The organism is Microbacterium sp. DMC48, assembly GCF_056313825.1.
In genome coordinates this window covers 651,314-675,292 of sequence record NZ_JBQUZN010000003.1, presented here as the reverse complement: position 1 = coordinate 675,292, position 23,979 = coordinate 651,314, and the positions used below count along the sequence as shown (strand labels likewise).

Here is a 23,979-nt window from a genome sequence, read left to right as displayed (position 1 = left end):
CCGGCGACCACACGCGACCCCGATCATCGTGCGGGTGTGCGGGTGTGCGGCGCGTTCAGACGCGCACGAGCATCTTCCCCGTGTTGGCGCCGCGCATCATCGACAGGAAGGCGTCGACGGTGTTCTCGATGCCGTCGACGATCGTCTCGTCGTAGACGATGCCGCCCTCGGCGAACCAGGCCGACATCTTCTGCTGGAACTCGGGGGCCAGGTGCAGGTAGGCGGCGAGGGTGAAGCCCTGCATCGTGAGGGCACGCGTGATCATGTTCGACATGTTGTCGGGACCGGGCGTGCGCTCCGTGGTGTTGTAGCCGGTGATGGCGCCGCAGAGGGCGGCGCGGCCGCCGTCGTTGAAGGCGTCCAGCGCCGCTTCCAGGTGGTCGCCGCCGACGTTGTCGAAGAAGACGTCGATGCCCTCGGGCGCCGCCTCGGCCAGCAGGGTGCGGACGTCTCCGGACTTGTAGTTGAACGCCGCGTCGTAACCGTACTTCTCGGTCAGGAGGGCGACCTTCTCCGGCGTTCCGGCCGAGCCGATGACCCGTCCTGCGCCCAGGCGCTTGGCGATCTGGCCCACGGCGGTGCCGACGGCGCCGGCCGCGCCGGAGACGAAGACGGTGTCGCCGGGCGTGAGGTGCGCGATGGCGGTGAGTCCGACGTACGCGGTGAGCCCCGTCATACCGAGGATGTGCAGGTTCAGCGAGAGCGGCACCCCGGGAATCTCCGGGATGGCGCGGAAGGTCGCGGCATCGGCCTGGACGACGTCCGACCAGCCGTGCTGGTGCAGCACGACCGTGCCGACCGGCAGGTCGTCGGATGCCGAGGCCACCACGCGCCCGACCGCGCCGCCGGTGATGGTCTCGCCGAGCGCGTAGGGGGCGACGTAGCTGCGGGTGTCGTTCATGCGACCGCGCATGTAGGGGTCGACGGAGACGAACTCGTTGCGTACGCGCACTTCGCCGGCCTGCGGGGCGCCGTAGGTGACCGTCGCGACGTGGAAGTCGTCGTGCGTGGGCCACCCGACGGGGCGGGCGGCGAGCTGGATCTGAGTGCTGGTGGCGTCTGTCATTCGTTCTCCTTGTGGGATGCGGATGGGGATGGGGATGGGGTCGGGTGTGCGACGGGGGTGGGTCAGATCAGCAGGCCGATGGCGAGAGCCACCACCCCCAGGGTGGGGATGACGCCCTGCTTCAGTGCGGCGGAGGCCTTGTCGGGGCTGGACAGCAGCAGCACCAGCGAGGCCGCGGTCATCGAGCCGGCGCCCGCGAAGACGAGAGCCGCACCCGCCGCGGTGGCACCGGTGGCGAAGAGGACGACGCCGATGGCGACCAGTACGGCGAGGAACAGGTTGTAGAAGCCCTGGTTGAAGGCCATCTCGCGCGTGGCCTGAGCTTCTTCGGCGCTGGTGCCGAACGTGGCGCGGGCGCGCGGCGTGGTCCAGGCGATGGACTCGAGCCAGAAGATGAAGACGTGGATGAGCGCCGCGACGGAGGCGAGCACGAGACCGACGATGACCATGGGGATCCTCCTGTTTCTGAACTGACTGTTTCAATATATACTGAAACGACCGGTTTAGAAAGTGGGGTGGATGTCGTGGCCAGGAGTCGAGAGTTCGATCGCGTCGCCGTCGTGCGATCCGCCCGGCAGTTCTTCTGGGAGCACGGCTACGAGGACGCCTCGATCGCGGGCCTCGAGAGCGCGACCGGCCTGAACCGGTCGAGCATCTACAACGCGTTCGATTCGAAGCGCGGGTTGTTCGACGCTGCCGTGCAGAGCTACCTCGACGAGGTCGTGCGACCCCGCCTGGCGCCGCTGCAGGGCGACGAGGTCGCGCCCGTCGCGCTCGCCGACTACCTCGACGGCCTCGCAGCGGCGTTCGCCCGCGTCGGATCGATGCCGGCCGCACACGGCTGCCTTCTCATCAATGCCGCCGGTGCGCCGGTCGCCCGCGACGCCGACGTCGCCCGCGTGATCGACGACTACCGCGCCGAACTGCACGACGCGATCGCGCGCGGGATCGCGGCGGCGGTGCCTTCGGCATCCGTCGACCGGCGCGCGCGCCTCGCCGATGCCGTCACCGGCCTCGTGGTCGCGGCCTTCGCGCTCGTGCGCCCGTCGCCGCACGAGGCGGTGCGCGCGCTCGAGACGGCGGCGGCCCTCGTGGATGCCGAGGCCGTGCGTCCCTGACGGGGTTGCGGGTTCAACTCGGTGCGCTCTGCGTTTCGACTCGCTGCGCTCTGCGTTTCGACTCGCTGCGCTCTGCGTTTCGACTCGCTGCGCTCGCTCAACGACCGGGAGGGCGGGGCGGGCAGGCGGGAGGGGGATAGACGCGGCGGCGAGAGGTCGCCGCGAGATTCGCCATCGTGTCGCATCCGCTGGTGCGTCCGGGCGTTCTAGTCTTCCCTCACCGCGTCACTGGGGACGTCGGCGCACGCATGATCACGCGAGGGCGGAGAAGAGCGATGAGCGACTTCGGCAGCACCACACCGATCCACCTGGAACGCGGCGAAGGCAAAGGCCTCGCCGCCGGCACGCTGGGGCTGTGGGGGTCGACCGTCATCGGTCTGGCATCCACCGCCCCCGTCTACTCCCTCGTCGCGACCCTGGGCTTCGTCGTGCTCGCCGTCGGGGGCCAGGCGCCGATCGCGTTCATCATCGCCTTCGTGCCGATGCTGTTCATCGCGTTCGCCTATCGCGAGCTCAACAACGAGATCCCGGACTGCGGCACCACCTTCACCTGGGGGACGAAGGCGTTCGGTCCGTGGGTGGGATGGATGGGCGGCTGGGGCGTCGCGGTGGCCGGCATGGTCGTGCTCGCGAACCTCGCGCAGATCGCCTCCGTCTACTTCTGGGACCTGTTCGGTCTGGAACTCGAGAACAACGACTGGCGCATCGTGCTGGTCGCCGTCCTGTTCATCGCGGCGATGACGTGGGTGAGCTGGCGCGGCGTGGAGATCGGCGAACGGATCCAGAACGTGCTGCTCGCCGTGCAGTACCTCGCGCTGGCGATCTTCGTCGTCGCTTCGCTCTGGCAATTCTTCGCCGGGTCGGCACCGAACCCCACGCCGTTCGACTGGAACTGGCTGAACCCCTTCGCCTTCACCGACTTCCACGGCTTCACCGAGGCGGTGCTGCTCGCCCTCTTCATCTACTGGGGCTGGGACACCTGCCTCGCCCTCAACGAGGAGACCAAGGACCCCAAGCGCATCCCGGGTCGTGCGGCGCTGCTCACCACGATCATCCTGCTGTTCACCTACGTGTCGGTGACGATCGCCGCGATGATGTACGCCGGGCTCGGCGAGGACGGCACCGGGCTGGGCAACGCCGACAACGCGGACGACTTCTTCCTCGCGATCAAGGACGGACTGCTCGGCCCGTGGGGCTGGCTGCTGGTGGTCGCGGTGCTGATCTCGGCGGTGTCCTCGACGCAGACGACCATCCTGCCCACCGCCCGCGGCACGCTCGCGATGGGCGTCTACCGCGCGCTCCCCGCGCGCTTCAAGACCGTGCATCCCGTCTACAAGACGCCCTCGTTCTCCACGATCGTGGGCGGCACGGTCGCCATCTGCTACTACGTCGGCATGACGCTGATCAGCGACAACATCCTGCAGGACTCGATCCTGTCGCTCGGGCTCGCGATCGCGTTCTACTACGCCATCACCGGCTTCGCCTGCGTCTGGTACTACCGACGCGACCTCGGCCGCTCCGCGCGCGACCTGTGGCTCAAGGGCATCTTCCCGCTGCTGGGCGCCCTCATGCTGACGTTCGCGTTCGTGCAGTCGGCGATCGACATGTACGACGTGGACTACGGCAACTCGGTGCTGCTGGGCATCGGCGGGACGTTCGTGGTCGGCATCGGAGCCCTGCTCGTCGGCGTCGTGCTCATGTTCGTCTGGTTCGTCTTCCCGCGCTCGAAGCCGTTCTTCCAGGGGCGGGCCCTCAACCGCGAGACCCCCGTCCTCGTGCCCGACGAGCCGGGCGACATCGTCCGCTCCATCGACGGCGGCATCTGACCTCCCGGCTCCCGGCCGGGCCCGGGCGGCCCGCGCCGACCCGGCATCCGCACCCTCATCACCACGACTAAGGAACACCATGCGTATCCTCATCGTCGGCGCCGGCGGCGTCGGCTCGGCCGCCGTCCGCATCGCCGTGCGTCGCGACTTCTTCGAGAAGCTCGTCATCGCCGACTACGACCCGGCGCGCCCGCAGGCGCTCGTCGCCGAGGTCGCCGACCCGCGGGTGGAGGCGGCCCAGGTCGACGCCTCCCGTGCCGATGCGGTGGCCGGGCTCATCGAGGCGCACGGCATCACCCACGTGCTCAACGCCGTGGACCCCCGCTTCGTCATGCCGATCTTCGACGGCGCGCTCGCCGCCGGCGCGACCTACCTCGACATGGCGATGAGCCTGTCGACACCGCATCCCGAGCAGCCGCACGCGCTGCCGGGCGTCAAGCTCGGCGACGAGCAGTTCGCCAAGGACGGCCAGTGGAAGGATGCCGGTCGGCTCGCCCTCGTCGGCATCGGGGTCGAGCCGGGGCTGTCGGACGTCTTCGCCCGCTATGCCGAAGACCATCTGTTCAGCGAGATCGACGAGCTCGGCGTGCGCGACGGAGCGAACCTCGTGGTGGCCGGCTACGACTTCGCACCGTCGTTCTCGATCTGGACGACGATCGAGGAGTGCCTCAATCCGCCGGTCATCTACGAGAAGGACCGCGGCTGGTACACGACGGAGCCCTTCAGCGAGCCCGAGGTGTTCGACTTTCCCGACGGCATCGGTCCGGTGGAATGCGTCAACGTCGAGCACGAGGAGGTGCTGCTCATGCCGCGCTGGACGAAGGCGAAGCGCGTCACCTTCAAGTACGGCCTGGGCGACGAGTTCATCGGCGTGCTGAAGACCCTCCACAAGCTCGGCCTGGACAGCACCGCGAAGGTCAACGTCAAGGGCGTGGAGGTTTCGCCGCGCGACGTGGTCGCCGCGTGCCTTCCCGACCCGGCGACCATCGGCGACAAGATGAGCGGCAAGACCTGCGCCGGCGTGTGGGTCACGGGAACCGGCGTCGACGGCCGCCCGCGCTCGACGTACCTGTACCACGTGGCCGACAACGAGGAGACGATGCGCGAGTACGGTTCGCAGGCGGTCGTCTGGCAGACCGCCATTAACCCGGTCATCGCGCTCGAGCTGCTCGCCACGGGGGTGTGGACCGGTACCGGCGTGCTCGGCCCCGAGGCGTTCGACGCGAAGCCGTTCCTCGACCTGCTCGCCGCGCCGGCACCGGCCGGCTACGGCTCGCCGTGGGGCATGGAGGACAGGGCGGTCTGAACCACCGCGGTGCGAGGATGGTCAGATGACCACCCACGTGATCACCGGAGCGGGCTCCGGCATCGGAAACCTCATCGCCGAGCGGCTCGCGGCGCGCGGCGACCGCCTCGTGCTCATCGTCCGCGACGCCGCCCGGGCCGACGATCTGTCGCGCGCGTTCCCGGGCAGCGTCACCATCGTCGCCGACCTTGCGCACCCGGCTGCGATCGCCGACGCGATGCAGCACGCCGATGCCGTCCCGGAGCGGATCGACAGCGTCATCCACGCCGCGGGCATCGTCGAACTCGGCCGCGTGGGCGATCTGCCGGTATCGGTGTGGGAGAGCCAGCTGGCCGTGAACCTGACCGCGCCCGCCGAGCTGACCCGGCTGCTGCTGCCGCGGGTGCGCGCTGCCCGTGGCCAGGTGGTGTTCGTCAACTCGGGCGCGGGTCTCACCGCGCATCCGCAGTGGGCGGCGTACGCGGCATCCAAGCACGGGCTCAAGGCCCTCGCCGATGCCCTCCGAGGCGAAGAGGCCGAGCACGGCGTGCGTGTCACGACCGTGTACCCCGGTCGCACCGCCACGCCCATGCAGGCGGAGGTCCACGCGCAGGAGGGGACCGCCTACGACCCCGATCGGTGGATCGACCCGGCGTCGGTGGTCACCGCCGTGCTCACGGCCCTCGACCTTCCGCGGGACGCGGTCATCAGCGACCTGACCGTGCGCCCCGGTCCGCGATGAGCGACGAGCCCGCCGCCGGCGCCGACCTGCTCGACGCCGTGCTCTCCGACGCCCGCCGGCGTCTGGCGGGATCCGCGCGCGAGCGCCTGGGTGACTGGGCCCACACGCGGCGCCTGCTCGGCTTCGGCCGCGCTCCCCGGATCGTGCCGGTCGGCGAGGCATGGCACGTCGGCGTGCTCCTCATCGCGGATGCCGAGGTCTATGCCACCGGTGAGATTCTCCGCGCCCGCGCCGAGGCCGTCCGCGGGTACACGGCGGAGGCGCAGCGTGCCCGCTCCGAGCGTGCAGCCGCGGCGGCGCGGGGCGGGTTCGCCGACGGCGAGGCGCTGCACCTGGGTGCGACGCAGATCGACCTCGACGCCGTGCGCCGGGGTGAGCGCTCCGGGCCGTTGGCGCTCGTCGACGGCATCCCGCTCGTGACGTGGACGGCGGCCGGCGCGCGTCGGCCCCTGGCCGACTACCTCGACGACCAGCTCTCGCTGCGCTGACGCGGCCACGCTGGCACGGCTGCGCTGCCGCACGGTGCGCCGCTGGTTCTCGCCCGTCGTGGTGCAATCGGTGCCGCGAGGTCCATATTTGTTGTCATGTGAAACATATTGGTGCGAGGATGGGAGGGCGGCAGAGCAGCCGCAGAACGGGAGCCGTCATGACCATCGCTCGCGCCGCCGTCGACCTCGACGTCACGGGTCCGCAGATCAGCCGTCACCTCTATGGACACTTCGCCGAACACCTCGGACGATGCATCTACGGGGGCTTCTGGGTGGGGGAGAACTCGCCGATCCCGAACGAGCGCGGCATCCGACTCGACGTGGTCGAGGCCCTCCGCCGACTGCACGTTCCGAACCTCCGCTGGCCCGGCGGGTGCTTCGCCGACGAGTACCACTGGCGTGACGGCGTCGGTCCGCGCGAGACCCGACCGACGATGGTGAACACCAACTGGGGGGATGTCGTCGAGAACAACGCCTTCGGCACGCACGAGTTCATGGACCTCTGCGACATGCTCGGCGCCGAGCCCTACGTCAATGGCAACGTCGGCAGTGGCACCGTGCAGGAGATGAGCGAGTGGGTCGAATATCTCACCCGTTCCGGCGACAGCCCCATGGCGCGCCTGCGCCGGGCGAACGGTCGCGACGAGCCGTGGCGGGTGCCGTTCTGGGGTCTCGGCAACGAGGCCTGGGGATGCGGGGGGCACATGACGCCCGAGTACTACACCTCGCTCGCCCGGCGCTACGCGACCTTCTGCAGGGAGCACGACGGCAACACCCTCACCCGCATCGCGGCCGGCGCCGCCGACGACGACGTGCGCTGGACGCACGCGCTCATGGCATCGGCGATGTCGACGAACGCCCCCGACCCGCAGCGCTCGCCGTTTCAGGCGATCTCGTTCCACTACTACACGCACGCCGGCACCGGCATCCAGAAGGAGTCGGCGACGGCGTTCTCGCGCGACGAATACGTACGCACGATCGGCAAGGCCTACGAGATCGAGCGCGTGATCCGCGCGCACGAAGCCGTCATGGACGCCTACGACCCCGAGCGCACCATCGACCTCGTCTGCGATGAATGGGGCACCTGGTGGAGCGTGGAGCCGGGGACCAACCCCGGCTTCCTCTTCCAGCAGAACACGGTGCGCGATGCGCTGGTCGCCGGCATCCACTTCGACGTGTTCCACCGCCACGCCGCGCGGCTGCGCATGGCGAACATCGCTCAGACGCTCAACGTGCTGCAGGCGATGATCCTGACCGACGACGATGGCGGTCTCGTGCTGACTCCGACCTACCACGTGTACGAGATGAACGTGGGGCACCATGACGCGATGGCGCTGCCGGCGCACGTCGTGAGCACGCCCGTCGTCGGTGTCGACGATGCGCAGCTGCCGGCGCTGTCGCTCTCGGCATCCACGAAGGACGGCGCCGTGCTCGTCTCGCTCACGCACGTCGGCGTCGACGACGCGCTACCCGTCGAGATCGACCTCCGCGGTCGCAACGCCAGGGTCGTGCGCGCCCGCGTGCTGACCGGACCGGATGCCGCGGCGCACAACACCCCGCAGGCGCCCGACACGGTGCGCCCGGTGCCGTTGGAGGCCACGGTGGAGGCGGGTGTCCTGCGCGTCGATCTGCCGCCGCACGCCTTCGCGACCGTCGAGCTCGCTCTCGACTGACCGCACGGAAGAACGGCCCGCCCCGGGAAAGGGGCGGGCCGTCTGATCGAGTGGCGGAAGAGGCGAAAGACCGCTACTCGACGTGTGTCCCCACGATGCGGGCATCGGCGGCCGTGACCGGGTGCACGTCTCCGGTGAGGGTGACGGTTGCGACGCTCTCGCGGTCGGCCACCGACTCGCCGACCCAGAGATCGACGCGGCCGGGCTCGACGATGCGGATGCCGCGCCGGTCGGTGAACGCCAGGCGTGCGGTCGGAACCTCGAAGTGCACGCGCGCGCTCGCTCCCGCCGCGAGCGTGACCCGGGCGTATCCGAGCAGCTGGGCGACCGGTCGGACGACGCTGGCGTGCACGTCGTGCGCGTACAGCTGCACGATCTCGGTGCCGGGGCGGGAGCCGGTGTTGGTCACCGTGACGCTCACCGGCAGAACGCCGCCGGCATCGACCTCGGCCGGCGCCGACAGGTCGGTACGGGTGAACGTCGTGTAGCCGAGCCCGAACCCGAACGGACGCACCGGCGCGCTGTCGGCGCTGGTCACATCGCTGTTGCCGCCCAGGATCGGATGCAGGTAGGAGAACGGCTGTGCGCCGGCCGAACGCGGCAGCGAGACGGGCAGTCGGCCCGAGGGTGAGACCGCTCCGGACAGCATCCGCGCGATCGCCACTCCGCCCTCCTCGCCCGGGAAGAACGCCTGCACCACCGCTCGTGGCCGCGCGTCGGCGTCCGCATCCAGAGCCCACGCGAGGGCGTAGGGCCGCCCGGTCACGACGACCAGGACGACCGGCGTGCCCGTGGCGACCACGGCGTCGACGAGCTCTCGCTGCACGCCCGGCAGCTCCAGGCTCTCTGCGTCGTTGCCCTCGCCCACGGTGCCGCGTCCGAACAGGCCGGCGCGATCGCCGACGACGACGATCGCCGCGTCGGCGGATGCCGCGGCATCCACCGCCGCGCCGAAGCCCGAGCGGTCGTCGCCCTCGACCTCGCAGCCCGCGACAGAGACGATGGCGGCGTCGGGCAGCTCTGCGCGCAGCGCCTCGGCGACCGTCGGGATCGCGAAGCCGTACGGTGTTCCCGGGTGATGGGCCAGCACGTGGTTGGCGAACGAGTAGCAGCCCATCAACGCCGAGGCGTCGTGGCCGTTCGGGCCGATCACCGCGATGCGTGCCGGACCGGCCGTGCCGGTGGCCAGCGGCAGCGTGCCGTCGTTCGACAGCAGCACGAGCGAGCGCTCCGCGAGCTCGCGCGCGACCTCACGGTGCGCCGGCGAGTCGAGGTCGATCGCGGTCGGAGGTTCGCTCTCGTCGGGATCGAGCAGACCCAGCTCCTCCTTCTGCGCGAGCACGCGGGCAAGCGCCCGATCGACGAGCGCCTCGTCGATGCGGCCGTCGCGCAGCCCGGCGAGCAAGGGAGCGGCGTAGGCGTCGCCGCTGGGCAGCTCGACGTCGATGCCGGCGGTCAGCGCCAGGCGTGCCGCCTCGGTACGGTCGGCGGCGACGGCGTGCATCGTCTCGAGGAAGGCGATCGCGAAGTAGTCCGAGACGACCACGCCGTCGAAGCCCCACGTTCCGCGCAGCAGGTCGGTCAGCAGCCGCGGGTCCGAGGCCACCGGAACGCCGTCGATGTCGGTGTAGGAGTTCATCACCGAGCGTGCGCCGCCGTCGCGCACCGCCATCTCGAACGGCGGCAGGAACACGTCGGCCAGCTCCCGCGGACCGGCGTGGACGGGCGCGTGGTTGCGGCCCGCCTGCGAGGCCGAGTAGCCGACGAAGTGCTTCAGGGTCGCGTGCACCCCGGCATCCTGGATGCCGCGCACGTAGGCGGTGGCGATCGTCGCCACCGCGTAGGGATCCTCCGAGATGCACTCGTCGACACGGCCCCAGCGGGGATCGCGGATGACATCGAGCACGGGGGCGAGGGTCTGGTGCGCGCCGAGTTCTCGCATCGATGCGCCGATGAGGCGTCCCATCCTCTCGACGAGCTGGGGGTCGAACGTCGCGCCCCACGCCAGGGGCGTCGGGAACGTCGCCGCTCTCCAGGCCGCGAGCCCCGTCAGCGACTCCTCGTGAACGATCGCGCGAATGCCGTGACCGGATGCCGCGGCGAGACGGCGCTGCTCGTTCCACAGCCAGGCCGCGCGTTCCGCGGCATCCACGGGCCTCGTGCCGTAGACGCGCGTGAGGTGGCCGAGGCCGTGTGCCGACGCCTGCTCGTAGCGGTCGGAGGGCGTCGCTTCGCCGGCCAGCATCTCGCCGGCCATCGGCGCGACCACCTCGTCGCCCTGGTCGACCCAGAAACCGGTCAGCTGCGCCACCTTCTGCTCGACGGTCATCGCGGCCATGAGCGCGGCAACCCGGGGGGAGACCGGCTCGGCGAGCGGCTGGTGGAGGGGGGAATCGGAGATCGTCATACGGATCAGCCCTTCACGGCGCCCGTGAGGCCGCCGACGATGCGACGCTCGAACAGGCTGAAGAACAGCAGTGCCGGGAGCATCGACAGTGAGGTGAAAGCCAGCACCTTGGCGGTGTCGACCGAGTACTGGGAGGAGAAGGCCTGCACGCCCAGAGGCAGCGTGAAGCTCGCCTCGTTGTTGAGGATGAACAGGGGGAGCAGGTAGCTGTTCCAGCTGCCGATGAAGGCGAGGATGCCGACCGTGATGACGCCGGGCACCGACAAGGGCAGCACCATCCGCCAGAAGAAGCCCAATCGACTGCAGCCGTCGATGAACGCGGCTTCCTGGATCTCGTCCGGGATCGCCCGCAGGAACGGCACGAGGATGATGATCGTCGTCGGCAGCGCGAACGCGATCTGCGGAAGGATGATCCCGGCGAGCGAGTTCATCAGGCCGAGGTCACGGATGACGATGTACAACGGCGTGATGGCGACCGTGATCGGGAACATGAGACCCGCCGCGAACAGCGCATAGAGCGCGCCGCGCCCGCGGAACGGATACCGCGCGATGACGTAGCTGGCCATGAGCCCGAGTGCGACCACTCCGGCGGTGGTCGCACCGGCGGCGATGATCGAATTGAGCACCTGCCGCCAGAACTGCGGCCCGGTGAGGACGTTCAGGTAGTTCTGGGCGTTCCACGGATCGGGCCAGCCGGCGGGGTCGACCGTGATCTGCGAGTTGCTGCGGAACCCGCCGATGATGATGTACAGCACCGGCGCCAGCATGAGGGCGATCACGACGAGAGCGATGAAGTACACGAGCGGACTGCCCCAGGGCAGCCGCTCCTTCGTGCGGCGCGGACCCCGTCCGCGGTGTCCTGCGGTGGCCACCGTGGCGGTGGAGACGGGGGTGTCGGCGGTGAGCGCGCTCATCGGGTCTTCTTCCCTTCGGTGATGGCGCCGGCCGTGTCGCGACGCAGCACGAAGCGCTGGTAGATGAGGGCGACGACGAGCGAGATGACGAAGATGACGACGGCGACGGCGTTGCCGAAGCCGAAGTTGCCGGCGTTGCGGCCGTTGACCACCATGTAGGTGGCCATCGTGGAGGTGCCTGCCGTCGAGGCGACGTACTGGCCCCAGATGATGTAGACGAGGTCGAACAGCTGCAGGGCCCCGATGATCGAGAGGAACGCCCAGATGCGCAGCGTGGGGGCCAGCAGCGGCAGCGTGATGCGCCAGTGGGTCTGCCAGTAGCCGGCGCCGTCGAGCGCCGCCGCCTCGTAGAGCTCCTCGGGGATGCCCTGCAGTCCCGCGAGGAAGAGGATGACGGCGAAGCCGACGTACTTCCACGTGAGGATGGCCATCAGCGTCCAGATGGCGATCGCCGGATCCGAGATCCAATCGTGGGCAAGGGCGCCCAGCCCCCAGTTCTCCAACAGGCCGTTCACCGCGCCCTGCGTCTGCAGCATGAGGCCGAAGCCGGTGCCGACGACGACCTCGGCGATGACGTAGGGCACGAAGATCAGCACGCGGATGAGGGACTGCCCCCGCATCCGACGGTTGAGCAGCAGAGCCAGCAGCACCGCGACCGGACCCTGCAGCACGATCGAGGCGATCACAATGAAGCCGTTGTGCCCGAGCGCCTCGAGGAAGGTCGGGTCGGTGAGGATCGTGACGTAGTTCTGCAGGCCGACGAAGTCGGTGGGCGTGCCGTAGCCCTGCCAGCGGAAGAAGCCGTAGTAGGCCGCCATCGCCACCGGGAAGATGACGAAGCCGAGGAACATGATCAGCGCCGGCCCGACCAGCAGCGCGATCTCGAATCTTGCGGCCCAGCCCAGTCCACGGGGACGGCGGCGCGGCGTGGGCGGGGGCGGCGTCACGCCGCCCCCGCCGTGCTGCGCGAGATCCGTCTCCGGGTCGGTGACGGCCACGGAGGTCTCGCGAAGGGACACGATCCGATCAGCCCTTCTTGGCCGCGTCGGTGACCGACTGGATCATCTGCTGCGGGTTGCTCTTGCCCGCGAGCAGATCGACCACGGCGACGTTCAGCGCGTTGCCGACGTTCTGGCCGAGGACGGTGTCGAGCCACTGTGACACGAAGGGAGCCTTGTTGTAGGCGGCGAGGACCTCCTGCAGGTAGGGCTCCTTGACCGCCGCCTGCGCCGTCTTGTTGACGGGCGGGGCGCTGAAGGCCGCGTAGTAGGCCTTCTGCTGGTCGGCCGACGCGATGAAGTTGAGGAAGTCGGCGCACTCCTTCGGAGCCTTGACCGAGCACGAGTACCCGTCGACGCCGCCCATCATCGAGCCCGGCTCGCCCTGGCCGCCGGACAGCTCGGGGAACGGGAACCAGGCCAGGTCGGGCAGCGGCTTCTCGTCGGGGGTGAGGGAGGCGATCACGCCCGGGTCCCACGCGCCCATGAGCTCCATCGCGGCCTGGTGGTTGGCGACGAGACCGGCGGAGCTGCCGGCGCCCTGCTGGGCGCTTGTGGTCAGGAAGCCGTCGTTGAACGGCTGGGTCGCGGCGAAGTCGTTCAGGTCTTCCGCGGCCTTCAGCCAGCAGCCGTCGCTGAAGTCCTTGGTGTCGCCGGTCTTCTCGATGGTCTGGGCGCTGCACTCGCGGAGGGCGAAGTTGTAGTACCAGTGGGCGGCCGGCCAGGCGTCCTTCGCGCCGAGCGCGATGGGTGCGACGCCCGCGGACTTGAGCTTGCCGACGGCCGACTCCAGGTCGGTGATGGTGGTCGGCGGCGTCGTGATGCCCGCCTTGGTGAACAGGTCGGAGCTGTACCAGAAACCGCTCGGCAGCACCGCCAGCGGCATGGCCCACACCTTGTCCTGGTAGGTCTCGGCCTTGAAGGAGCCCTCGGAGATCTCCGACTTGGCGGTGTCGCCGATCTTGTCGGTGAGGTCCATCAGCTGGCCCGCCTGCACCATCGCCGCGAGCTTGCCGCCGCCGCGCTGCAGGAAGATGTCGGGAGCGTCGCCCGCGTTCAGCGCGGTCTGCAGCTTGCCGTCCATGTCTTCGTTCTGCACGGACTGCATCGTGATGGTGACGTTCGGGTTCTCCTTCTCGAAGGCCGCGATGGCGTCCTTCCAGAACTGCTGTCCGGGACCGGTGGTCGAGTTCTGCCAGAGCGTCATCTCGACCTTGCCGTCGGCGTTGGTTCCGCCCGATCCGCCGCTGCAGGCGCTCAGACCGAGCGTGCCCGCGACCAGGAGCGCCGCTCCGGTCAGGATCTTGTTCGCCTTCATGTGATTCCTGTCCTCCTCATTGAGCCTCACCCCGGTCATTCGGGGCACGGAGCATTCCGGTGAACGGGTTCGGGCCGGAATGTGCACCAGTGTGTCCATTTGTTGTCAACAACGTCAAACGTTTTCAAAAACCTTTTCAATAACGTTTCCGTCGCCATAGGATCGCCCCGTGAGTCGCAGAGCCACCATCCATGACGTCGCCGCCGCCGCCGGAGTGTCGGTCGCCACGGTGTCCAAAGCGGTCAACGGGCGGTATGGCGTCGCCAGTGCGACGGTGTCGCGCGTGCTGGATGCCGTGGCCGAGCTCGGCTACGAGTCGAGCCTCGTCGCGAGCAGCATGCGCTCCCGCCGAACGGGGGTCGTCGGCGTGCTCGTCTCGGACTTCGAGCCGTTCAGCGCGGAGGTGCTGAAGGGCGTCGGTGCGGCGCTCAGCAGCCACCGCTACGACCTGCTCGCGTACGCGGGTGCGCGCGACAGCGATCCGCAGGGGTGGGAACGTCGCTCGCTCAGTCGGCTCAGCGGCACACTCATCGATGCCGCCATCATGGTCACCCCCACGGTGGTCGGCGTCAACGCCGACGTGCCGATCGTCGCGGTCGACCCGCACGCCGGTCGCGTCGACATTCCCTCGGTCGAATCCGACAGCCTCGCCGGAGGCTTCGAGGCGACGACGCACCTTCTCGAACTCGGGCACCGGCGCATCGGGTTCCTCGCGGGGCGTCCCGAGCTGCGCTCGTCGGAGATGCGCGAGGCGGGCTACCGCCGCGCGCTGCGCCATGCCGGCATCCGCTTCGACCCCGCCCTCGTGGCCGTGGGGATGTACGACCCCGACACGGTCCGGGTCGTCGGGCGTGCACTGTTGCAGCAGTCTGACCGGCCCACGGCCGTCTTCGCCGCGAACGACCGCACGGCGCTCGGGCTCATCGAAGTGGCGGGGGAGCTGGGACTGGACGTGCCGGGCGATCTGTCGGTCATCGGCTTCGACGACATCCCCGAGGCTTTCCTCACGGCGCGTCCGCTCAGCACGGTGCGCCAGCCCATCCAGCGCCTCGGCGCCGAAGCCGCGCGGATGCTGGTCACGATGCTCGGCGGGGGCGCGCCCGAGGCCACGCACCTCGTTCTTCCCACGCGGCTCATCCCGCGCGCCACCACCGCGCCGCTGCGCTGAGCGCGCGGATGCCGGAGGTCAGCCCGCGTCGGGCAGTGCGCCGTGCAGTGCGTCGAGGGGGTCGGTGAGCAGCGCGTCGAAGGCGATCTCGGCCGCGCCCACGAGCAGGCGGTCGGGGCCCAGGTCGGCCGCACGCAGGTGCAGATCTTCGACGTTCATGGCCATGGCCTGCTCGCGGACGGCGCTCTGGAGAGCCTCGGCATCCTGGTCGAGGATCGTCGCCAGGAAGCCGCCGAGGATGACGGTCGACGGGTTGAGCACGTTCACGGCGTTCGCCAACGCCGTCGCGAGAATGCGGCGCTGTCGTTCGACCTCCGCGGCGACCTCCACGCTCCCCGAGGTGCGGATCGCCTCCTCGAGCGTGGGTTCGTCCGCGCTGTGCAGCCCCACGACGGCGAGCAGGCGCGAGCGACTCACCTCGTCTTCCAGGGTGCCCTGCGCGCCCGAGCGACGATCCGTCGGCTGTGCGATGCCCGGCCTGTTCTGGCCGAGCTCGCCGGCGTAGCCGCCCGCGCCGCGCACGAGGTGGCCGCCGATCACCAGGCCGCCGCCGATGCCGCTCGCGCCGCCGTTGACGTAGATCAGATCGGCGACGCCGCGACCGGCTCCGTAGCGGCTCTCGGCGAGGGCGCCGAGCGTCGCGTCGTTGTCGATCGCCGTCGGCAGGCCCGTGGCCTGCGCGAGATCGTCGCGTAGCGGGGCGTCGGTCCAGTCGAGGTGCGGGGCGCGGCGCACGAGCCCATCGGCGGAGCGCACCAGCCCGGGCACCGCGATGCCGATGCCGACGATGCGGTGCGAGGCGAGCACCCCCGTGCGCCAGCGTTCGATCACCTCGGCGGTGAGCGCGGTGGCCTCTTGGGGGGTGAGCAGTCCGGCGAGCTCGATGCGCTCGCGGCACACGATCGCGCGATCGAGTCCGATGGCGGCCACGGTGAGGGCGTCGACCTCGGGATTGACCGCGATGGCGACCACGTCCGCGGCGGCCGCGACCGACGGTGAGGGGCGTCCCACCCGGCGGTGCATCTCGGGGGCGCCCTCGGTGGCGAGGCCCGCGCTGACGAGGTCGGCGACCAGCGCGCCGACCGTGGACCGGTTCAGACCCGTCGTCTCGGTGAGTGCCGCGCGCGAGAGGGGGCCGTCTTCGTGAACGAGCCGCAGCACGCGGGAGAGGTTGGCGCGCCGAACGCCCTCGACGGTTCCTTCTGCGCGTGCCACGCGTCCACCCTAGAGGCGCGGATGCCGGGCGTCGCGGTAGACGACGGGTGCGTCGTGGTATAGGTTGCTGTCAACAACAAACCTCCCACCCGGGAGACCGCGAAGGAGCGTCATGACCACCCCGACCCCCGCCGACAAGTTCACCTTCGGTCTCTGGACCATCGGCTACAACGGCACCGACCCGTTCGGCGGCCCGACCCGTCCGCCGCTCGACGTCGTGCACGCGGTCGAGAAGCTCGCCGAGCTGGGGGCGTATGGGCTGACCTTCCACGACGACGATCTCTTCCCCTTCGGCTCCAGTGACGCCGACCGTCAGCACCAGATCGACCGTCTCAAGGGCGCGCTGGACGCGACGGGACTGAAGGTGCCGATGGTCACCACCAACCTCTTCAGCGCCCCCGTCTTCAAGGACGGCGGCTTCACCTCGAACGACCGCGACGTACGCCGCTTCGCCATCCGCAAGGTGCTGCGCCAGATCGACCTCGGAGCCGAGCTCGGCGCGCAGACGTTCGTCATGTGGGGCGGTCGCGAAGGCGCCGAGTACGACTCCGCGAAGGACATCCGCCAGGCGCTGGAGCGCTACCGCGAAGCCGTCAACTTCCTCGGCGATTACGTCGTCAGCAAGGGCTATGACATCCGCTTCGCGATCGAGCCCAAGCCGAACGAGCCGCGCGGCGACATCCTCCTGCCGACGGTCGGGCACGCCCTCGCCTTCATCGATTCGCTCGAGCGTCCCGAGCTCGTGGGACTGAACCCCGAGGTTGGTCATGAGCAGATGGCGGGGCTGAACTTCGCGGCCGGCATCGCTCAGGCGCTGTACCACGGCAAGCTCTTCCACATCGACCTCAACGGCCAGCGCGGCATCAAGTACGACCAGGACCTCGTGTTCGGCCACGGCGACCTGCACAATGCGTTCGCGCTGGTCGACCTGCTCGAAAACGGGGGTCCGAACGGCGGCCCGGCCTACGAGGGACCGCGCCACTTCGACTACAAGCCCTCGCGCACCGAGGACGAGACCGGCGTCTGGGACTCGGCAGCCGCCAACATGCGCACGTACCTGCTGCTGAAGGAGCGCGCGGCCGCTTTCCGCGCCGATCCGGAGGTGCAGGAGGCACTCGCCGCTGCGCGCGTGGCCGAGCTCGCTCAGCCGACGTTCGCCGAGGGCGAGAGCTACGACGACTTCGTGGCTGACCGCTCCGCCTACGAGGACTTCGACACCGACGCCTACCTCGGCGGCAAGGGCTTCGGTTTCGTCCGCCTGCAGCAGCTGGCCACCGAGCACCTGCTCGGCGCCCGCTGACCCCGGCATCCGCCCGACCGCCCCGCCCGCGAGACACCGGATCCGCACCGAGACACCCGCCGTACGCCGGTGTCTCGGTGCGGATCCGGTGTCTCGGCGGGTGGTGGCGGTCCACCGAGAGAGGATGCCGAGATGGCACTCGTGATGGGCGTCGACAGCTCGACGCAGTCCTGCAAGGTCGTCATCGTCGATGCGGAGACGGGAGCCGTGGTCCGTTCGGGGCGCGCGTCGCATCCCGACGGGACGAGCGTCGACCCCGAGGTGTGGTGGAGCGCGCTCCAGGCCGCGATCGCGGATGCCGGCGGCATGACGGACGTCGAGGCATGGGCGATCGGCGGCCAGCAGCACGGCATGGTCGCGCTCGACGCGACCGGTGCGGTCGTCCGCGACGCGCTGCTGTGGAACGACACCCGGTCGGCGCCGGCCGCCGCCGACCTCGTCGCCGAGTTCGGCGGCGAGGCGCTGGCCACGCGCACGGGTCTCGTGCCCGTGGCCTCCTTCACGATCACGAAGCTGCGATGGCTGCGTGACGTCGAGCCCGACAACGCCGCCGCCGTCGCCGCCGTCGCGCTGCCGCACGACTGGCTGACCTGGCGTCTGCGCGGCTTCGGTCCGGTGGTCGAGGGCGCGGTGGCATTCGACGAGCTGACCACCGACCGCTCGGACGCCTCGGGGACGGGCTACTGGAACCCCGCGACAGGTGCCTACGATCGCGATCTGCTCGTCGCCGCGCTCGGTCACGACGCCGCCCTGCCGCGGGTGCTCGGCCCGGACGAGTGGGTGTCGGATGCCGCGGGCCGCCGGGTCGGCCCCGGCGCGGGCGACAACGCGGCCGCCGCCCTGGGCGTCGGTGCCGACGTCGGCGACGTCGTCGTCTCGATCGGCACGAGCGGCACGGTGTTCGCGGTCAGCGCGGAGCGCACGATCGACCCGACCGGTACCGTCGCCGGCTTCGCCGACGCCGCCGGTCACTTCCTTCCGCTCGTCGCCACGCTCAACGCGGCGCGGGTGCTCGATGTGACGGCACGGCTCCTCGCTGTCGATCACGATGAGCTGAGCGCGCTCGCTCTCGCCGCTCCCGCCGGAGCGGCCGGTCTGCGGTTGCTGCCGTACTTCGAGGGGGAGCGCACGCCCAACCTGCCGGACGCCACAGCGGAGCTGACGGGCATGACGCTCGCCTCCACGACGCGCGAGAACCTCGCCCGCGCGGCGGTGGAGGGCATGCTGCGAGGACTCGCGGCCGGCCTGGATGCCATCCGCGGGCTCGGTGTGCCGATCGAACGGGCGCTGCTGGTCGGCGGCGGCGCGCAGTCCGAGGCGGTGCGGCGCATCGCCCCCGACGTCCTCGGCGTGCCGGTGGACGTGCCCGCGGCGGGCGAGTACGTCGCGCTCGGGGCCGCTCGTCAGGCCGCCCGCATCCTCGCCGCCTGACGGCATCCCGCACCGCCGGCGTCCTGCAGCCAGCGAGAAACCATCCCCGCCGCGAGACATCACGTCTGCACGTGTTTCTCGCTCCGAGGCTGGTTTCTCGCGGGATGCCGTGGCGTATAGCAACTCCGCGCGCCCGCGTCCAGACCCACCGTCCCACACCCCGACGAGAGGGTCCGAGGCCTAGGCTGAACTCGTCACGGGATGGTCTCGTCACGGTTCGAGCGTGTGGCAACGGTGTCACCGAACGATGTCATCGCACAGGGAGTCGCACATGCAGGCATGGCCAGGATCCGCGTACCCGCTCGGGGCGACGTTCGACGGCAGTGGAACGAACTTCGCGCTGTTCAGTGAGGGTGCCGAGCGTGTCGAGCTGTGTCTGTTCGGCGACCGCGGCAAAGAGACGCGCATCGAGATGCGCGACGTCGATGCGTTCGTGTGGCACGTGTATCTGCCCACGGTGCAGCCGGGCCAGCGATATGGCTATCGCGTGCACGGGCCGAATGATCCCGCCAACGGGCATCGGTTCAACCCCAACAAGCTGCTGCTCGACCCCTACGCCAAGGCGGTCGAAGGGCAGGTCCACTGGGGGCAGTCGGTGTTCGGCTACGACTTCGGCGACCCCGACTCCCGCAACGACGAGGACTCGGCCGCCGCCATGATGAAGGGCGTCGTCGTCAACCCCTTCTTCGACTGGGCGGGCGACCGGCTGCCGAAGACCCCGTATGCCGAGACCGTCATCTATGAGGCCCACGTCAAGGGGCTGACGCAGCTGCATCCCGAGATCCCCGAGGAGATCCGCGGCACGTACAGCGCGATCGCGCATCCCGCCGTCATCGAGCACCTCAAGCACATCGGCGTGACCGCGATCGAGCTCATGCCGGTGCACCAGTTCGTCAACGACTCCACCCTGCAGGAGAAGGGTCTCAGCAACTACTGGGGCTACAACACGATCGCCTTCCTCGCGCCGCAGAACACCTACTCCTCGACCGGTCAGCGCGGTCAGCAGGTGCAGGAGTTCAAGAGCATGGTGAAAGCCCTGCACGCCGCGGGCATCGAGGTCATCCTCGACGTGGTCTACAACCACACCGCGGAGGGCAACCACATGGGCCCGACGTTGTCGATGCGCGGCATCGACAACGAGGCGTACTACCGGCTCGAAGCCGACGACAAGCGGTACTACACCGACTACACCGGCACCGGCAACAGCATGAACGTCGGCAACCCGCACACCCTCCAGCTGATCATGGACTCCCTCCGCTACTGGGTGCTGGAGATGCACGTCGACGGCTTCCGGTTCGATCTGGCGGCGACCCTCGCCCGCGAGTTCTATGAGGTCGATCGACTCGCGGCCTTCTTCGAGATCGTGCAGCAGGATCCGGTGATCTCGCAGGTCAAGCTCATCGCCGAACCCTGGGACATCGGCCCCGGCGGCTACCAAGTGGGCAACTTCCCGCCGCAGTGGACGGAGTGGAACGGCAAGTACCGCGACACCGTCCGCGACCTGTGGCGCGGCGAGCCGGCGACACTGGGCGAGTTCGCGTCGCGGCTGACGGGCTCGGCAGACCTGTACGAGAACTCGGGGCGTCGACCGGTCGCCTCCATCAACTTCGTCACCGCGCACGACGGCTTCACGCTCCGCGACCTCGTCTCGTACAACGAGAAGCACAACGAGGCCAACGGCGAGGACAACAACGACGGCGAATCGCACAACCGATCGTGGAACTGCGGTGTGGAAGGCCCCACCGACGACCAGGGCGTCCTGATGCTGCGCGCGCGCCAGCAGCGCAACTTCCTTGCCACGCTGCTGCTCAGCCAGGGCGTGCCGATGATCTCGCACGGCGATGAGCTGGGCCGCACGCAGGGCGGCAACAACAACGGGTACGCGCAGGACAACGACATCACCTGGATCGACTGGAATCACGTCGATCAGCCGCTCGTGGAGTTCACGGCCGCCCTCGCCCGGTTGCGCCGCGAGCATCCGACGTTCCGGCGCAGCCGCTTCTTCGACGGCCGGCCCGTCCGCCGCGAGGAGGGTGCGCCGCTGCCCGACATCGCGTGGCTGCGCCCCGACGGCACCGAGATGCAGCCCGAGGACTGGGAGTCCGGCTTCGGCCGGGCGGTCGGGGTGTTCCTCAACGGCGACGGCATCCGTGAGCGCGATCGGCGCGGCGAGCAGATCGAGGATCGCCACTTCTTCATCCTGTTCAACGCGGGCGACGAAGGGCTCTCGTTCACGATCCCGCGCGCCGAGTTCAGTCCGCAGTGGGAGATCGTCGTCGACACCACGGGACAGCTCACCGACACCGAGCCGCGCCGCGGGGGAGAGGCCGTGGAGCTCGCGGGCCGCTCGCTCATCGTCCTGCGCGACTATCAGGAGGACAAGCCCGACGTCGACCACTCCGTCGCCGCGTCGCTGGCGGCGCTGACGGTGCCGATCGACATCGTCCGCTCCCCGGCCCCGCAGACCGAGCTGCCGCACTGACCGTGATCGCCGACAGCCGCGGTCTTCCCGCGTCCACCTACCGTCTGCAGGTGCGTGCGTCGTTTGATCTGGATGCCGCCGCCGCCGTCACCGACTACCTGCGCGATCTCGGCGTCGACTGGGCCTACCTGTCGCCGATCCTGCAGGCGGCCTCCGGCTCCGATCACGGCTACGACGTCGTCGACCCGACGAGAGTGGACGACGATCGGGGCGGCCGGGCTGGCCTCGAGCGCTTCGTCTGCGCCGCGCGGGCGGCCGGTCTCGGCATCCTCGTCGACATCGTGCCGAACCATCAGGGCGTTGCCGATCCGACCGAGAACCCGTGGTGGTGGGACGTCCTGACCCACGGGCGCGCTTCCCGATTCGCGCAGGGCTTCGACATCGATTGGGCGCACGGTGCCGAACGCGTCGTGCTGCCGGTGCTGGGCGGCGACCTCGACGAGGTGCTCGGCGCCGGCGAGATCGAGGTACGGCCTGCGACCACCGACGACGAGACCGGGACGGCCCGCTACTACGACATCGTCCTCCCCCTCGCACCCGGCACGGCGCCGCTGCACGCGACGACCGACCGCACGGCCGTTCGCGACGTGCTCGAACGCCAGCACTGGCGGCTCACGTCGTGGCGGCGGGATGCCGCGGAGCTCAACTACCGCCGCTTCTTCACGGTGACCTCGCTCGCGGGGGTGCGCGTGGAGCTGCCCGACGTGTTCGCGGCGTCGCACGTCGAGATCCTCCGATGGGTGCGAGAGGGGCTCGTCGACGGCCTGCGCATCGACCACCCCGACGGCCTCGCCGATCCAGGCGGCTATCTCGACGCGCTCGCCGCGGCGGTCGCACAGGCGCGCGGCCCCGCGTCGACTCGCAGCTTCCCCGTCTACGTGGAGAAGATCCTCGAGCCCGGCGAGCAGCTGCCGGGCTGGTGGGCGACGACGGGCACCACCGGCTACGACGCGCTCGGGGAGATCGACCGCGTGCTCGTCGACCCGGCCGGTGAGGCGGCTCTCACCGCAGAGGACGAGCGGCTGCGCGGCGCCCGGCTGAGTTGGGCCGACATGATCGCCGGGACCAAGCGGGAGATCGCCGACACGTCTCAGGCGGCGGAGGTGGGGCGGCTCATCCGCTGCCTGCCGCCGTCCCTGCGGGCCGGTCTGGGCGACGATCGCGCGCGCGACGCATTCGCGGAGCTGCTGGCAGCCTTCCCCGTCTACCGCGCGTATCTTCCCGCCGGCGCCGACGTGCTCGCGGATGCCGTGGCTGCGGCATCCCTTCGGCGTCCTGACCTGGCGGATGCGCTCGCCCAGGTCGCCGATGCCGTCGCGGACGCCTCGTCCGAGCTGTCGCGTCGTTTCATGCAGACGACCGGGCCGGTGATGGCCAAAGGTGTCGAAGATCGCGCCTTCTACCGATACACGCGCCTCACCTCGCTCACCGAGGTGGGCGGCGATCCGTCGCAGTTCGCTCTGCCGGTCGAGGGTCTGCACGCCGCCTTCGCGCGTCGGCAGGCGTCGTGGCCGGCTGCGCTGACGACCCTGACGACGCACGACACGAAACGCTCCGCCGATGTCCGCGCACGCCTGTCGGTGCTCGCGGAGATGCCCGATCGCTGGGCGACGGCGCTCGACGCGCTGCGTGCGGAGGGCTCCACCGGCGATGGTCCGCTCGACGCGCTGCTGTGGCAGGCGGTCGTGGGCGCATGGTCGGACGATCCCGCCCTCCCCGAGCGGCTGCACGCATACGCCGAGAAGGCGGCGCGCGAGGGCGACGTCGGCACCAGCTGGACCGATCCCGATGAGGCGTTCGAGGCGCGCGTGCACGCGCTGATCGACGCCGCTTTCGGTGCGGCGCGCCCGATCGTGGAGAGCTTCGTGCGCGACCTCGTCGCGCCGGGCCGATCCAACGCGCTCGCCGCCGCGCTGCTGCACCTGGCCGGTCCCGGCGTGCCGGACGTGTACCAGGGCACCGAGCTGTGGGACCTCTCGCTGGTCGACCCCGACAACCGGCGCTCGGTGGACATCGAGCGCCGCCGCGAACTGCTCGCCCGCCTGGACGGCGGATGGATGCCGGGTATCGACGATTCCGGCGCGGCCAAGCTGCTGGTGGTCTCGCGGACGCTGCGCCTGCGGCGCGAGCGCCCCGAACTGTTCTCCCGTTACGTCGCGCTCCCGGTCGTGGGCGCGGCCGACGCGCACGCCCTGGCGTTCGATCGCGGAGGCGCGGTCGCCGTCGCGACGAGGCTGCCGGTCGGTCTCGCTGACCGCGGCGGCTGGGGCGGGACGGCCGTGATGCTTCCGGCGGGTCGGTGGCGCGACGCATTCACCGGGCGTGAGATCGACGGCGGGGCCGCGAGCCTCGGCATCCTGCTCGCCGACCTGCCGGTCGCCCTGCTGACGCGGGCCTGAGCGTCGGCGCGGCGCGTTTCGACTCGTCGCTGCGCTCCTCGCTCAACGACCGGGGGTGCCCCCACTCCGGTCGTTGAGCGAGCGCAGCGAGCCGAAACGCAGAGCGCAGCGAGCCGAAACGCCTCGCGTGTGACGTTTCGTGACGTTCG

General features: G+C 70.1%; 18 protein-coding genes. 11 read left to right on the top strand and 7 right to left on the bottom strand.

All coding sequences use genetic code 11. The annotated features are described in order from the left end of the window. Positions 1-55: 55 nt before the first annotated feature. Positions 56-1,066 (bottom strand): NADP-dependent oxidoreductase, encoded by a 1,011-nt coding sequence (locus tag ACT53O_RS03130; protein WP_378793786.1) that lies wholly within the window; start codon positions 1,064-1,066, stop codon positions 56-58. Positions 1,067-1,128: 62 nt separating this feature from the next. Beyond that, on the bottom strand, positions 1,129-1,515 hold the full coding sequence (locus ACT53O_RS03125; protein ID WP_036318423.1) for a DUF1304 domain-containing protein: 387 nt from the start codon (positions 1,513-1,515) through the stop codon (positions 1,129-1,131). Between the two features lie 75 nt (positions 1,516-1,590). Here ACT53O_RS03125 and ACT53O_RS03120 point away from each other — a divergent pair, with 75 nt between their 5' ends. From ACT53O_RS03120 to ACT53O_RS03095, 6 genes are all read left to right on the top strand, one after another. Beyond that, complete coding sequence (locus ACT53O_RS03120; RefSeq protein WP_476151532.1) at positions 1,591-2,184, top strand: TetR/AcrR family transcriptional regulator; 594 nt, start codon at positions 1,591-1,593, stop codon at positions 2,182-2,184. A gap of 275 nt (positions 2,185-2,459) precedes the next feature. Continuing rightward, on the top strand, positions 2,460-4,010 hold the full coding sequence (locus ACT53O_RS03115) for an APC family permease (protein ID WP_060960620.1): 1,551 nt from the start codon (positions 2,460-2,462) through the stop codon (positions 4,008-4,010). Between the two features lie 79 nt (positions 4,011-4,089). After that, positions 4,090-5,316 carry a saccharopine dehydrogenase family protein gene (locus ACT53O_RS03110; RefSeq protein ID WP_476151310.1) on the top strand — a complete coding sequence of 409 codons (1,227 nt, stop codon included), beginning with the start codon at positions 4,090-4,092 and terminating at the stop codon, positions 5,314-5,316. Between the two features lie 25 nt (positions 5,317-5,341). Beyond that, positions 5,342-6,037: an SDR family oxidoreductase gene (locus ACT53O_RS03105; RefSeq protein ID WP_476151309.1), complete on the top strand. Its 696-nt coding sequence runs from the start codon at positions 5,342-5,344 to the stop codon at positions 6,035-6,037. After that, a complete protein-coding gene (locus ACT53O_RS03100) occupies positions 6,034-6,525 on the top strand; it encodes a glutaminase (RefSeq protein ID WP_476151308.1) in 492 nt (163 codons plus the stop codon). Before ACT53O_RS03105 ends, ACT53O_RS03100 begins: the two co-directional genes overlap by 4 nt. A 158-nt stretch (positions 6,526-6,683) precedes the next feature. Continuing rightward, entirely contained in the window at positions 6,684-8,198 is a 1,515-nt protein-coding gene (locus ACT53O_RS03095) for an alpha-N-arabinofuranosidase (protein ID WP_476151307.1), read from the top strand. 73 nt (positions 8,199-8,271) lie between these two features. Here the strand turns inward: ACT53O_RS03095 and ACT53O_RS03090 are convergent, their stop codons facing one another. Genes ACT53O_RS03090 through ACT53O_RS03075 form a run of 4 tightly spaced genes read right to left on the bottom strand, consistent with a single transcriptional unit; the run spans position 8,272 to position 13,835 of the window. Further along, complete coding sequence (locus ACT53O_RS03090) at positions 8,272-10,605, bottom strand: beta-xylosidase/alpha-l-arabinosidase (RefSeq protein WP_476151306.1); 2,334 nt, start codon at positions 10,603-10,605, stop codon at positions 8,272-8,274. Between the two features lie 5 nt (positions 10,606-10,610). After that, positions 10,611-11,519 (bottom strand): carbohydrate ABC transporter permease, encoded by a 909-nt coding sequence (locus ACT53O_RS03085; RefSeq protein ID WP_036318431.1) that lies wholly within the window; start codon positions 11,517-11,519, stop codon positions 10,611-10,613. Next, positions 11,516-12,517: a carbohydrate ABC transporter permease gene (locus ACT53O_RS03080; protein ID WP_476151531.1), complete on the bottom strand. Its 1,002-nt coding sequence runs from the start codon at positions 12,515-12,517 to the stop codon at positions 11,516-11,518. Before ACT53O_RS03080 ends, ACT53O_RS03085 begins: the two co-directional genes overlap by 4 nt. A gap of 28 nt (positions 12,518-12,545) precedes the next feature. Further along, the gene (locus ACT53O_RS03075; protein ID WP_036318432.1) at positions 12,546-13,835 is read right to left on the bottom strand and encodes an ABC transporter substrate-binding protein; all 1,290 of its coding nucleotides are present in this window, start codon (positions 13,833-13,835) and stop codon (positions 12,546-12,548) included. 169 nt (positions 13,836-14,004) lie between these two features. Here ACT53O_RS03075 and ACT53O_RS03070 point away from each other — a divergent pair, with 169 nt between their 5' ends. Next, complete coding sequence (locus tag ACT53O_RS03070) at positions 14,005-15,003, top strand: LacI family DNA-binding transcriptional regulator (RefSeq protein WP_036318433.1); 999 nt, start codon at positions 14,005-14,007, stop codon at positions 15,001-15,003. Positions 15,004-15,021: 18 nt separating this feature from the next. Here the strand turns inward: ACT53O_RS03070 and ACT53O_RS03065 are convergent, their stop codons facing one another. Beyond that, positions 15,022-16,218 (bottom strand): ROK family transcriptional regulator, encoded by a 1,197-nt coding sequence (locus tag ACT53O_RS03065; RefSeq protein ID WP_476151305.1) that lies wholly within the window; start codon positions 16,216-16,218, stop codon positions 15,022-15,024. 112 nt (positions 16,219-16,330) lie between these two features. Here ACT53O_RS03065 and xylA point away from each other — a divergent pair, with 112 nt between their 5' ends. The 4 genes from xylA (at position 16,331) to treY (ending at position 23,830) form a co-directional block, all read left to right on the top strand. After that, positions 16,331-17,518, top strand: a complete 1,188-nt coding sequence (gene xylA, locus ACT53O_RS03060) for a xylose isomerase (RefSeq protein WP_347418307.1) — start codon at positions 16,331-16,333, stop codon at positions 17,516-17,518. Positions 17,519-17,650: 132 nt separating this feature from the next. After that, complete coding sequence (gene xylB, locus ACT53O_RS03055; protein WP_476151304.1) at positions 17,651-18,949, top strand: xylulokinase; 1,299 nt, start codon at positions 17,651-17,653, stop codon at positions 18,947-18,949. Between the two features lie 271 nt (positions 18,950-19,220). Then, positions 19,221-21,431: a glycogen debranching protein GlgX gene (gene glgX, locus ACT53O_RS03050; protein ID WP_295777858.1), complete on the top strand. Its 2,211-nt coding sequence runs from the start codon at positions 19,221-19,223 to the stop codon at positions 21,429-21,431. 5 nt (positions 21,432-21,436) lie between these two features. Next, complete coding sequence (treY, locus tag ACT53O_RS03045; protein WP_476151530.1) at positions 21,437-23,830, top strand: malto-oligosyltrehalose synthase; 2,394 nt, start codon at positions 21,437-21,439, stop codon at positions 23,828-23,830. The last annotated feature ends 149 nt before the right edge of the window (positions 23,831-23,979 follow it).